Genomic DNA, 11,420 nt, shown 5'->3' with positions numbered 1-11,420 from the left:
CTGCTTCACCGAGTCGAACCGATGGCTGCTTTCGCAACAACCGGATTTACCGTCTCTCCACAGGCTAACACCGCCAGCCCGGCGGCTTTAATGTTCCGCGCCGCATTCACATCGCGGTCATGCGTCGTGTGGCACTTCGGACAGGTCCATTGTCGCGTGGCTAAATCCAATTGGTCGAGTGTGTATCCGCAACAGGAACAGCGCTTACTGGACGGATACCAGCGGTCAATCGCAACGACCGTTCTTCCGTACCAATCGGCTTTGTATTCCAGTTGCCGGACCAGTTCACCCCAATTCGCGTCGTTAATCGACTTTGCCAACGTGGGGTTCTTAACCATGTTCTTGACCGCCAGATTCTCCACGCAAATCGTTTGGTTTTCACGAATCAGCGTGGTGGTCAATTTATGGGTGAAGTCTCTGCGGCAGTCGGCAATCTTGGCGTGGACGCGGGCGACCTTGAGTTTCGCCTTGCGCCGGTTCTTCGAGCCTTTTTGCTTGCGGGCTAATCGCCGTTGGTATTTCGCCAAACGAGCCGCGTACTTCGCCGTGTGGCGCGGATTGCCTGATGCCACGCCCTCTGAAGTGACGATCACATCCTTGATGCCGACATCAATTCCGACCGTTGAATTCACAACCGGCAACAACGCCACTGCTTCTTCAATCAGAAGGGACACAAAATATCGCCCTGATGGATCGCGAGAAACCGTCACCGTGGTCGGCTTCCCTTCAAAGCGCCGTGACCAGCGAATGTTCAGTGGTTCTGCTTGCTTCGCCAGCTTGAGCGATTCCCCGTCCCATTTGAAGGCAGAGGTCGTGTATTCGGCAGACTGGTATCCGTCCTTCTTCTTGAAGTTGGGATACTTGGCCCGGCCCTGGAAGAAGTTGCGATACGCGGTCTGCAAATGGCGTAACGATTGCTGCAACGGAACGCTGGACACATCATTCATCCAGAGGCATTCCGGTTCTTTCTTCCACTCGGTCAACAGCGCCGAGTTTTGTAGATAGGAGATATTCTCTTGCCGCTCATACCACGCATCTTGCCGATAGCGCAGGGAACGATTGTAGATATACCGCACACAGCCGAACGTCTGGTTCAAGTTCACCACTTGATCCGGCGTAGGGTAGAAGCGGTAGCGATAGGCACGGTACGGCATTTACAGATTTTATATTGTGCTGTAAAGGCTGTCAAGGGTTGGGTTATCGCCCGAAAAGAAGTCGCCCTAGCGGGCGACCCGCTATCCCTCCCCGGCCTAAAGGCCGAGGTTTCTCGCGGAAAATCCTGATGAACGACATATCCACGAATCATGCAAGTATCTGTAAACTTTACTTCGACGTAATCTCCAACAACTATTCTTTCGTTCATGACTTTCCTCCTTTCTTAACAAGCTTAATCGATGGAGGATCATAGCAATAGCGAGGCAATCCATCCTCTTCGATAATAATCCAACAATCGCTGCTTTTGCATGGAACATGATCGACAATACCATCTACATACCACCCACCACCAATATCTATTTTGACGTAATCCCCCACCTCGATTCTCTTATCACTCGGAGTATAGCTGGATTGTATCTTCGCAATCGCGGCATTCAAACAGGCCGCCAAGCCGCTGCAATTTTCAGGTATCTCTTGAATGCCGGTAACATTAAGTAGCAGTTCGGCGGCTGATTCATGGGTGTAATGTTCAAGCATTGTTTTCACTCATCTGGAGTTGGGCAAAATACGCTATAAAGAACGTCTTTTTTAGAAAGATCATCTTCAACTATATGTAAACATAGTTGACTTAAATACAATACCCTTTTTATTAGTTTTGATTGGTATCTTTTCAGCTTATCAATTTCTTTGTCTCTTTCTAGCGCCACATTTTCAACCGCTTTATTCAAGCATTTCCGTAATGCTTCACATTCTTCAGGTTTCTCGACAATCCTTGTCATGGAGAGAAGGAGGTGAGCGGCGCTTTCATTCGTGTAATACTCAATCATTTTCAATTCCTTCCTTCTTGTCGTTTAAAGAATTCCGCGTAAGACGGAATCGTAATAGGCTGATTATCTGCTTGAAATCTTTCCATCATCTTTTGTTTGCGTGTTTTATTTATTTCTCGAAACCAATTGTCGTTATCCTCTTTTATTGAATAGAAATCCTGCTCAGTATTTTTAATCTCCCGTTTGCTGTTTTTCCATATTGTTACTTGCTCCTCTGGGGATTCAACTTCATCAAGCCATTTAGGCTCACTCCCTTTTATCCACCACAACGTAGCTTTGTGTTGCATCTTTCGACGCCGCCGACTATCAGAGAATAAGATTCCCATATTTCGCATTTCACACAAACGACGCGCTACAGTATTAACTCTATGCCCTAACATTTCTGCATAGAATACCGATGATCTTCCTGGAAATGATGCAATCATCGGCGTAACGTCCTTTTGAAATTGCTCGAACTCAACCAAAGATCGGATTGTGGCGTTATATCTGCCGTCAACCCGAATGTCTTTTATTGCGTCATCGATCAGGGTATATCGAACCTCGCTTTTATTTATTTTTCTTGGCACGACATTCCCTTGCAACACCAGCACTCTTAACCATCGCCAAGCCCAATTTCTTTCGTGTCCACAGTGCTCGCTGATTTGCGCGCGGGTACTGTCGGGATGATCGCGCAGAAACGCGATGATTTGTTCTAATGGAGTCATAACGGCGCGTCTAGGTTTCCAGTTAAATCCAGCATCAATTGGTAATCGCGGTAATGCACGGAATGCCAATATCCGCTACTGTAAAATGGTCGTTGCTTGTAATTGCGCAGCAAGCCATCTTTCTTGAGTTGTCTCAATACGTCATGCTCAGCAAGGCACATGATTGCAGTGCTGAGCATGTTGTGGCGCGGTATCGTGCGAATGTATACCGCTTCCATATCATCGCATTTATACAGAGAGATCAAGCAAGATCCCCTGCGATGATTTGGAGCTGGCCAAATTCCTGCAAGCCAAATCCCAATAAGACCGCTTCAGCTCAGCGCCGACAAAACGCCGTCCTTTCTGGATAGCCACATATCCCTCGCTGCCAATTCCAGCAAATGGTGAATAGACAAGATCGCCTGGATTCGTCCAAAGATCAATCGCCCTTTCAATCACTTCAAGCTGCAATGGGCAGATATGCCGCTCATCGTCGCTTTCCCGAGCTGACCGAAATTGCAGGGTATTCGACGGGTTAATATCCATCCATACCGGAGACGCGTAACGCTGCCACAACCAGACTGGAAATTCATCAGGATGTTTAGTGACTGGCGATTGATTATCGCCGGGCTTGCGCATCGTCACCAGATAATCAGGGATGCCTTGCCGGCTAATGCAGCTATCCTTTTTTAGCTGCTTGTATAACAAGCCAATCGCTTTAGTACGCTGCATCGCCGTTACCGGGTCTTTCCAAATAACAACCTCTGAGTGGAAAATCCATCCGGCATCCACAAACAGGCGAATCAACTCTCCGCGAAAATCCTTAATTCCGATAAACCCATCATTTTGAATCGTGGCCGGCAGGTTCATGCAATGGAATGACAGCAATCGCCCTGACCTTGTTACCCTGAATAGTTCGCCAATCAGGTACTCAAAGTGCGCGTAAAACTCTGAATGGTTGCGGCTATTCCCCATGTCACGATCAGAGTTTGAGTACGTATAGAGCGACGCGAAAGGCGGGGAGAAAACAGTATAGTCGATTGATTCATCATCCATTTCTTGTGTGACTTCAACGCAATCGCCAAGATGCAGATCGAATCCGTCGCCTGATTTAAGATCGCGGCTATAATCGCTTTTCTCAATTGAGATGCCTTTTATTTCCATGGTAGTGAATTTCCTCATGTGCGCAACCATTTGTCGTGACATTTCATCCGCTTGAGCAGCCTTTCTTTCGATGTTTTTCTTAACCTCTCCCTCACTTTCCGATGAAATAATATGCACGTTGACTTTGTTTTTCTGCCCAAACCGATAGCATCTTCGTACTGCTTGGTAGTATGACTCGTAAGAGTCATCCATCCCGACAAATATCATGTTGTGGCAATGTTGCCAATTCATTCCGAACCCAAAAACAGAAGGCTTGGTTATCATTACTTGAACGCTACCTAGCCTCCATTCAGATTCATATTTTATCTTGTCATCTATTTTTGTTGCTCCGCTAATAGAGACAAATGTAATTCCATTCTTCTTTAACAGCCGCTCAAGGCTATCCTGCTCTGAGTTTAAGTGGCACCAGACAACCCATTTCTGTAATGAATATACATCGCTGCTGATGCTAGAAAATCCACATTGTCTTTGAACTTCCCTAGCCATTGATTGCAATTCATGCACAGCAATCCGCGAACATTCCCCGTCTTGTGGCAGTGATCCACAACTGGGAACATCTTCGGATCGCTCATATCCGAGTACCCGCAAATCGCACATCCGCCGTTCTGTTTGTCCAGTAAATCTAGGTAATCCGATAGTTTTATTCCGTGTTTCTTTAGTCGATTCTCTTTTCTTTTGATTGGATTTGCATTCTGCCACTCCTTCGATTGCCGCTTCGCCTGTTCCCTGTATTTCTGATCTTCCGCGTATTTCCTCCTCCTTGTTGCGTTGTAAATCGCCTGATTCTCTGGAGTCCTCCTGTACTTCTCTGGGTTGTTCTTGTAATACTCTGCTAGATAAGCCTTTTGCTTTTCCGGGTCTTTCTTGTTTTGTTGCAGGTATTTCTCTCGATACTCCGGGTCTTCCGCAATTTTCCGCTTCCGATTCTCCTGGTACTCTGGTTTCCAGGCCATCTATTTCACTCCGGTTGTTTTGGATATTAAGTCCTATTTTATCATTTTTGGACTTAATCAGCAAATCAACTAGCTCAACGCGATCCTCCATGCTGGCGCGTTTAGCAGCCCGCCGATCACTGAGCGTTTGAGCGACCACCGGGAAAAGTTGCCCATCCGGGATGAATTGAGCTTCAACGGTATGCTGATGAATATCAAGTCCTGGAAGAATGTAACGAGAACCATAAAATCCAATGTCGGCAGGGCTTCTGATGTAGATAGCCCATGTAGCCATCCATTCCCAAAACTTAGTTTTACCATGCCCCTTGAGCCGCCACTTTGAAGTATCTCCGCCGTCATGAATAAAATACGTCGCAAGCATTTCTGTGCGGGTCATGACGCCCAAGAATTCGGACTGATTGCCAAGCTCCATAAAATCATTAGGGCTTGGCGTGGCGGTGCAGGAAATCCGGTAAGGAGTTTTCTGGAAATTTTCGATCAGTGATGTTCTGATTTTTCCAGTCAGCGACTTGAGAATGCTTGACTCATCTAGGACAACCCCGATGAAATCAGCGGGGTTGAAATGATCCATCATTTCATAATTCGTGATAACGATTCTTCCTTTCACATCGTCGCCTTTCCTGGCATATTCAACATCGACGCCAATCCTAGACCCTTCCGCAACGGTCTGTTGCGCCACGCATAGCGGCGCGAGGATCAATATCCGCCCGCCAGTTTCTCGCATGACTTGATCAGCCCAGGCAAGTTGCATGGCGGTTTTCCCGAGTCCAGTATCAGCAAATATACCAGCACGCCCACGCTTGCAAGCCCATTTAACTATGGCCTGCTGAAAATCGAAAAGTCCATAGTCAATGTCGCCAACGTCAAAACCAGCAACGACATTGAATTGTTTTTTCTTCTCTAGAAATTCTCTATAATCACTCATTGGCTAACCTCCTTACAGGTTGGCTGAACTGGCCCGCCCGGTCTACACGCCGTCGCGGGCTTTTTTCGGGTCATCACTTACGCCACGGCAGGTCCGGGCGCACGTCCTCGCGCTTAAAGCCAAGAATCGTCTCGATTCGCTCAAGCTCCGCAACGGGAATTTTCCGTTTCTTAAACCAGCGACAAACGATTGATCTATCGCGGTTTAATGCTCTAGCGACATCGCTTTGCTTCATGTCGAATATGCTGTTCATGGCCTAGTTTCACACACTGCAACTTTTTTTTTCAAGAGGGCTTGCATTGTATGTTGCAGTGTGTGAAACTTCAATCAACCCGACGCCCTTCAGCCCTGGACCCTTCTCCGCAGCATAGGGGTTTGAGGTGAGGCAACTGAACGGCTGAGGGCCATCCTTCCTTGGTGGATTCCCGCTGTTTCGGAGTGGCTCCAGGCAGCGGGCTTTTTAAGGAGAAGACAATGCCAAATACAAAAACTTTGAGTGAAGCATTGGGCAACCATAAAAAATGGCTGCTAAATGCTGGGGACGGAGAAAGATTCAAGGAACTGGCAAACCTGCGCGGGGAAAACCTGCGCGGGGCAAACCTGCGCGAGGCAAACCTGCGCGGGGCAGACCTGCGCGAGGCAAACCTGCGCGGGGCAGACCTGAGCTGGGCAAACCTGAGCGAGGCAAACCTGCGCGGGGCAGACCTGAGCGAGGCAAACCTGCGCGGGGCAAACCTGCGCGGGGCAGACCTGAGCGGGGCAAACCTGCGCGAGGCAGACCTGAGCTGGGCAAACCTGCGCGGGGCAAACCTGCGCGAGGCAAACCTGCGCGGGGCAGACCTGCGCGAGGCAAACCTGCGCGAGGCAAACCTGCGCGGGGCAGACCTGAGCTGGGCAAACCTGAGCTGGGCAAACCTGAGCGAGGCAAACCTGCGCGGGGCAAACCTGAGCTGGGCAGACCTGAGCTGGGCAAACCTGCGCGGGGCAGACCTGAGCTGGGCAAACCTGCGCTGGGCAAACCTGCGCGAGGCAGACCTGAGCGAGGCAAACCTGCGCGGGGCAGACCTGAGCTGGGCAAACCTGCGCGGGGCAAACCTGCGCGGGGCAAACCTGATTATTTATATTAGCGGTGAATGGGTCGCTTTTATTGATACTGATTACATCCGTATCGGATGCAAATTTCACAGAGCCGATGATTGGATGGCATTCTCAGACGATACAATAAGCAGAATGGCAATCGGCGCATTGAATTACTGGAATGCCAACAAGTCTATCATCAAGATGATTCATGAAAGACTAGTTGATGAACATAAGAGGATTACGCATGAGCGAAATTTTTGAAGACCGCACGGCCCGCCAGCGGATCGCGGCGGAACTAATCATTTCCAGGATAGAGCGCAATCTCGCATTGCGCCGCTTGCAGCAAGCAGCAATAGAGTGGAGGGCAAGAAAATGTCGGAAATAGACCTGAGAACTCGCCGTTTTCTTGATTTATCCGTGAAGCATTATGAACAAAAAAGGATTCTGCAAGAATTGGCTATTAAACGTGAAAATTCAAGACGCCTACGCCGATCCCTGCTTCGCAACGGCGCTATCTTCATCGCCGCCGCCGTGTCGATCTTTGCCGCTATCTGGTGGTTCGGACTATGAGCACATCGCCAGCGAACTTTCACGATTGGGAGTTCGAGCGAGAATCTGAAAAGGAATTTAAGCGCGATATGGAAAAAAGAGCCGATGCAATTTCCGATGCAATCTCCGAACGAATTAGCGACTTGGAAATGTCCAGCGGGCATGGAAAAGCAGAGCAAGAGTTGATGCAGCGCGTGCTAGACACGCTGTTCGAGTCGGACATTGCTACAGAGACGTTACGCCGCTATCTGTTCGAGATGTGGAAACAACGCAATCAGGGCGACTCTGGCAGGGGGAAAATGATCCGCGCCGCACAAGCCATCGCAAACACGATTGCGTTACCAGTGCAGGACATCGTGTCGAGCGATGTCAGGAAAGAATTCGACGCATGAAAAAACCGCTAGGAGCGACAACTCCTAGCGGATGAAAAACAAAGAGGAAAGACGATATGCAGACCAAAATTATACGCATCCACGCGCCACGGCGCAACCCGCGTCACCCAGTACGGGGTTACAGTCAGCCGGCGCTGGACATGCTGACGCTCAAGGCGTTGGCTGAACTGGTGGTGGATGTGATGGAAGGTCGATACAAGGAGGCGAGCCATGATCGTTCATAAGTGCGAACAGGGCAGTGAGGAATGGCAACAACTCCGCTGCGGCGTGGTCACGATGAGCCATGCAAAAGAGCTTCTAACCGGGGGGAAAGGCAAGACGCGCCAATCCTATATTCTTGACGTGGTTTCCGAACGCCTATCGGGAAAGCCTATCGAGAGTTATTCGAGTATCGACATGCAGCGTGGTCAATTTTTGGAGCCGTATGCGCTGAAATTGCTTGAGGAAGTGAACGGCGCACCCATTGACCGGGTTGGATTTATCACGACCGACGACGGCCGGATCGGATGCAGTCCTGATGGGCTATTTGGCGAAATGGCAGGAATTGAAATTAAATGCCCTAATCCACGCCAGCATATCAGGAACATCAAGTCGAATGGCTTTGATGATTATATAGCCCAGGTCCAAGGCAATATGTGGATTACCGGTCGGCAGTGGTGGTGTCTGGTATCATTTTGCCCATGGGTAACACAGATTCCGTTTTATTATAAAATAATTGACATTGACGATGCCATTATTCGCAAGATCGAGGAATCCGCAATCAGCGCGGCTGATGAAATTGATGCTCTTGTTGCTGAGTTCTCCGGCATGTTGATCGATGGGCGAATCATTAGCATGGCCAGCGCAGCGCGCGCTGCATGGGAAAGCACGTTTGCTATCAATGATGAGGTGGAACTATGAACCAGGAGACTAGCTTGCAAGATACTATCGTCCCCAAGTCTGACCAACTGAATGCAGACGACTTGATTACCGGGCCTATTACGGTCACGGTGGAAGCCGTCAAGCGGTCCCCATCACCGGAACAACCTATCGATATTTGCATTACCGGGCATCGCCCTTTCCGGCCTTGTAAGTCCATGCGGCGTGTTTTGATTTCAGTGTGGGGCGATAAAGGTTCTGAATGGATTGGAAAATCCATGACGCTTTATCGAGACCAAACCGTTAAATACGGCGGCGTCGAAGTGGGCGGGATTCGAATTAGCCATGTCAGCGGGATCGATGAGGAAATCAAGCTAGCCCTGACTACTACACGCGCCAAGCGGTCACTGTACAAAGTTCTTCCGCTGAAAATCGTGGATTATGAGGCTCATATCAGCGCATTCAAGGATGCTAAAAAGATGCGCGAATGGCTTGTGGCATTAGCGACGGAGAATAACTGGACGAAAACGACGCCGGTATATGTTTCTTTGCGCAATGCTTGCGCCGAACAGGCTAAAAAGATAGAAGCAGATAACGCCAAGACTCAAACCCCCGATGAATTCGGCGCCGGCCTTGGCCCGGTGCAGGAAGTGGAGTAGTTGATATGAACACAGCAGATTATGTGATTGAACTAGACAATATTGGTGCGATACGGTCGGCCAAGATTTTGATCCCGAAAGACGGCGGGGTCGTGGTGCTCACCGGACGCAACGGCAGCGGAAAATCCACCGCGCTTGATGCTATCCAATCCGCGATGACGGGAAAAGGAAAGCCGCCGATCACGGACATGGCTAAAAGTGGCTCCGTCAGCGTGGCCGGCGTCACGATGAAGGTATCCAGGTCGGTGCGTCGGCAAGGGGAACTCCAGGTCGAGACCCTGGAGGGGCGTCTATCCATCGCCGATCTCGTGGACCCCGGCTTTGTTGACCCTGAACGCGCCGACTCCAAGCGCATCAAGGCGCTGGTTGGACTCTCGAAAGCCGACATCAGCAAGGGCGACCTGCACGGGTTTCCAGAGAATCTGACCAAAGATCTGAGTCTGGATGATCCGGTTTCGGCCATGGCTGAGTTGCGGAAGCGGCTGAACATCGGCGCGAATGAGTACGAGAAGTTCAGCGCGAAGGACGAAGCAGCGGCGACAGCCATCATCGAATCGCTGGCCGGCGACCTGAATACGCCCATCGATCCGGCGGCGACGCAAGAGCGAGTCACGGCGGCGATTCGGGCGCTGGACGCCCTACAAAAACAGGCTGAACTAGCGGAAGCGGCCAAGGTTCGGATCGAGGCGGCGATGGAGCGTCTGGAAGAGTTGCCGGCAGTCGATCTTGACAAGGCGCTGCAAGAAGCGGATCGACTTGAAGTCGAGACAGCACAAAAAAAGGCGCGTGCGCTGCAACTGAAATTTGAATACGAAGCGGCCCTCGCGCAATACAAGCAAAGCGCTGAAGACCTTCGCATTGCTGGCGCTCATTACGACTCCAAGTCTGAGCAAGCCAAATTGCGAGAAGAACTGGCTCGGCAAATCCATGAATCGCATGTCGATCCGCCCTCCGCCGCTGCACTCTCCGCCGCCACTTCGGAACTGGAAGCAGCCAAGGCCGCGCAAGCCAAGGCCGCCCAACAACAGGTCATGATGCAACAGCGGGAGCGGGCGGACGCCTTGATCCTGACTGCCCAGGAGTACGCCGAAGAGGCGAAGGAGCTGCGGGAAAAGGCTAGGCAGACGGATGAGGTGCTCTCTGAGATCGTCGCGGAGATTCCGGCGTGTCCGCTGCGAGTCATCGATGGCCGGCTCGTGACGAACACGAAGCGCGGAGCCACATTCTATGCCGACTTGTCAGCCGGCGAACGGTGGCGTATCGCCCTGGACATCGCGATTCAGGCGGTTGGAACCGGTGGCCTGCTGGTCATCCCACAAGAGGCTTGGGAGGGTCTGGACCCAGAGAACCGCGCCGCGATTGACGCACAAGCCAAGACTGCGAAAGTGGTGGTGCTCACGGCAGAATGCAGCGCGGACGATGGGATTGTGGCGGTTAAGCAGTAAAAACAACCGATAACCGGATAGCTAATGCCGCCATGATTATCGCCGCGTTCTTCAATCCTGAGTATTGGGCGATGATGCAGCTTTTGTAAGTGAGCGTTCACAGTCTCACTTTGAAGGCGAACCAGCGACCGCCACAAGTTAAGTTCAAATCGCTGCCAATAACTGAGGATACGGCCATGTAGACGTAACGCAAACCGGAGTTATATTCCATGCCGCCCCATCATGGGGCGGCATATTCACCGAAGAGGACTCCAGAATGACCCCTGAACAATGGCTTGCCAAGCATTACCCGGTTCCTGCTAGCGAACTTGCGCAAGCGTCCGACGAAGAGTGCTTGATGCACTGCATGAATAAGTGGGAAGGCGCGAAGCAAGAGAACATCCCGGAAGGGATGACTTATGAGGATCATTGCATTTCTTCCTATGACGGTGATGGTCTTGTGTTTGATACCGATACATGCGCATTGTGCGAAAAATATCTCTATGGCTATGCGTGTAAAGATATGAACGGAGATCATTGCCCGATTTTTAGGATGCAGGGGCACCGATGCTGCTGGCCATTAGTAGATTCTGTTTATAGCAAATCAGAAAACGACCCATCCCCCATGATCGGCCTGTTGCAACGAACACTTGAATTCGTCAGGAATGGCGGCTGATATGTGGATAGTAATAAAGAATTACTCGAACGCAATCATCCCTATCGTGAAAACGCGCTGCAAGGTCACGGCGTT

Annotated in this window: 14 protein-coding genes and 1 pseudogene; 8 read left to right on the top strand and 7 right to left on the bottom strand. The window is 50.5% G+C overall.

Annotation, left to right across the window (positions count from 1 at the left end; translation table 11 throughout):
• Positions 1-5 precede the first annotated feature (5 nt).
• The 7 genes and pseudogenes from IPK79_13450 to IPK79_13420 all read right to left on the bottom strand — a co-directional run bounded on the left by IPK79_13450 (position 6) and on the right by IPK79_13420 (position 4,782).
• Positions 6-1,154: a transposase gene (locus IPK79_13450; GenBank protein MBK8191438.1), complete on the bottom strand. Its 1,149-nt coding sequence runs from the start codon at positions 1,152-1,154 to the stop codon at positions 6-8.
• 205 nt (positions 1,155-1,359) lie between these two features.
• A complete protein-coding gene (locus IPK79_13445; protein MBK8191437.1) occupies positions 1,360-1,692 on the bottom strand; it encodes a hypothetical protein in 333 nt (110 codons plus the stop codon).
• Between the two features lie 5 nt (positions 1,693-1,697).
• Positions 1,698-1,982 (bottom strand): hypothetical protein, encoded by a 285-nt coding sequence (locus IPK79_13440; protein MBK8191436.1) that lies wholly within the window; start codon positions 1,980-1,982, stop codon positions 1,698-1,700.
• Positions 1,983-1,984: 2 nt separating this feature from the next.
• Positions 1,985-2,686: a hypothetical protein gene (locus tag IPK79_13435; protein MBK8191435.1), complete on the bottom strand. Its 702-nt coding sequence runs from the start codon at positions 2,684-2,686 to the stop codon at positions 1,985-1,987.
• Between the two features lie 228 nt (positions 2,687-2,914).
• A complete protein-coding gene (locus IPK79_13430; GenBank protein MBK8191434.1) occupies positions 2,915-3,829 on the bottom strand; it encodes a site-specific DNA-methyltransferase in 915 nt (304 codons plus the stop codon).
• Between the two features lie 24 nt (positions 3,830-3,853).
• Positions 3,854-4,315, bottom strand: a pseudogene (locus tag IPK79_13425) (hypothetical protein).
• Entirely contained in the window at positions 4,225-4,782 is a 558-nt protein-coding gene (locus tag IPK79_13420; protein MBK8191433.1) for an endonuclease VII domain-containing protein, read from the bottom strand. Before IPK79_13420 ends, IPK79_13425 begins: the two are co-directional and overlap by 91 nt.
• Positions 4,783-6,181: 1,399 nt before the next feature.
• On the opposite strand from IPK79_13420, the gene IPK79_13415 reads away from it, so the two are divergent.
• The 8 genes from IPK79_13415 (at position 6,182) to IPK79_13380 (ending at position 11,345) form a co-directional block, all read left to right on the top strand.
• Positions 6,182-7,048: a pentapeptide repeat-containing protein gene (locus IPK79_13415; protein ID MBK8191432.1), complete on the top strand. Its 867-nt coding sequence runs from the start codon at positions 6,182-6,184 to the stop codon at positions 7,046-7,048.
• A 111-nt stretch (positions 7,049-7,159) separates the two neighbouring features.
• Positions 7,160-7,357: a hypothetical protein gene (locus IPK79_13410; protein ID MBK8191431.1), complete on the top strand. Its 198-nt coding sequence runs from the start codon at positions 7,160-7,162 to the stop codon at positions 7,355-7,357.
• Positions 7,354-7,728, top strand: coding sequence for a hypothetical protein (locus IPK79_13405; protein MBK8191430.1), 375 nt, complete (start codon positions 7,354-7,356; stop codon positions 7,726-7,728). Before IPK79_13410 ends, IPK79_13405 begins: the two co-directional genes overlap by 4 nt.
• A 56-nt stretch (positions 7,729-7,784) precedes the next feature.
• Positions 7,785-7,952, top strand: coding sequence for a hypothetical protein (locus IPK79_13400; protein MBK8191429.1), 168 nt, complete (start codon positions 7,785-7,787; stop codon positions 7,950-7,952).
• The gene (locus IPK79_13395; protein MBK8191428.1) at positions 7,939-8,628 is read left to right on the top strand and encodes a YqaJ viral recombinase family protein; all 690 of its coding nucleotides are present in this window, start codon (positions 7,939-7,941) and stop codon (positions 8,626-8,628) included. Before IPK79_13400 ends, IPK79_13395 begins: the two co-directional genes overlap by 14 nt.
• Positions 8,625-9,245, top strand: a complete 621-nt coding sequence (locus IPK79_13390; protein MBK8191427.1) for a hypothetical protein — start codon at positions 8,625-8,627, stop codon at positions 9,243-9,245. The genes IPK79_13395 and IPK79_13390 overlap by 4 nt, the downstream gene beginning before the upstream one ends.
• Positions 9,246-9,250: 5 nt before the next feature.
• Positions 9,251-10,690, top strand: a complete 1,440-nt coding sequence (locus IPK79_13385; protein MBK8191426.1) for an AAA family ATPase — start codon at positions 9,251-9,253, stop codon at positions 10,688-10,690.
• 256 nt (positions 10,691-10,946) lie between these two features.
• Positions 10,947-11,345, top strand: coding sequence for a hypothetical protein (locus IPK79_13380; GenBank protein ID MBK8191425.1), 399 nt, complete (start codon positions 10,947-10,949; stop codon positions 11,343-11,345).
• Positions 11,346-11,420 lie beyond the last annotated feature (75 nt).

Source organism: Vampirovibrionales bacterium, from assembly GCA_016712355.1.
Lineage (GTDB): Bacteria > Cyanobacteriota > Vampirovibrionia > Vampirovibrionales > Vampirovibrionaceae > JADJRF01.
The sequence above is the reverse complement of the archived record's forward strand: the minus strand, read 5'-3'. Positions and strand labels throughout refer to the sequence as shown.

What these genes read in the sequence shown, in the direction of transcription:
- IPK79_13405 (MBK8191430.1), top strand. Translation starts at nt 7,354, where the DNA reads ATGAGCACATCGCCAGCGAACTTTCACGATTGGGAGTTCGAGCGAGAA.
- IPK79_13380 (MBK8191425.1), top strand. Translation starts at nt 10,947, where the DNA reads ATGACCCCTGAACAATGGCTTGCCAAGCATTACCCGGTTCCTGCTAGC.
- IPK79_13385 (MBK8191426.1), top strand. Translation starts at nt 9,251, where the DNA reads ATGAACACAGCAGATTATGTGATTGAACTAGACAATATTGGTGCGATA.
- IPK79_13410 (MBK8191431.1), top strand. Translation starts at nt 7,160, where the DNA reads ATGTCGGAAATAGACCTGAGAACTCGCCGTTTTCTTGATTTATCCGTG.
- IPK79_13415 (MBK8191432.1), top strand. Translation starts at nt 6,182, where the DNA reads ATGCCAAATACAAAAACTTTGAGTGAAGCATTGGGCAACCATAAAAAA.
- IPK79_13420 (MBK8191433.1), bottom strand. Translation starts at nt 4,782, where the DNA reads ATGGCCTGGAAACCAGAGTACCAGGAGAATCGGAAGCGGAAAATTGCG.
- IPK79_13445 (MBK8191437.1), bottom strand. Translation starts at nt 1,692, where the DNA reads ATGCTTGAACATTACACCCATGAATCAGCCGCCGAACTGCTACTTAAT.
- IPK79_13390 (MBK8191427.1), top strand. Translation starts at nt 8,625, where the DNA reads ATGAACCAGGAGACTAGCTTGCAAGATACTATCGTCCCCAAGTCTGAC.
- IPK79_13440 (MBK8191436.1), bottom strand. Translation starts at nt 1,982, where the DNA reads ATGATTGAGTATTACACGAATGAAAGCGCCGCTCACCTCCTTCTCTCC.
- IPK79_13435 (MBK8191435.1), bottom strand. Translation starts at nt 2,686, where the DNA reads ATGACTCCATTAGAACAAATCATCGCGTTTCTGCGCGATCATCCCGAC.
- IPK79_13395 (MBK8191428.1), top strand. Translation starts at nt 7,939, where the DNA reads ATGATCGTTCATAAGTGCGAACAGGGCAGTGAGGAATGGCAACAACTC.
- IPK79_13450 (MBK8191438.1), bottom strand. Translation starts at nt 1,154, where the DNA reads ATGCCGTACCGTGCCTATCGCTACCGCTTCTACCCTACGCCGGATCAA.
- IPK79_13430 (MBK8191434.1), bottom strand. Translation starts at nt 3,829, where the DNA reads ATGGAAATAAAAGGCATCTCAATTGAGAAAAGCGATTATAGCCGCGAT.
- IPK79_13400 (MBK8191429.1), top strand. Translation starts at nt 7,785, where the DNA reads ATGCAGACCAAAATTATACGCATCCACGCGCCACGGCGCAACCCGCGT.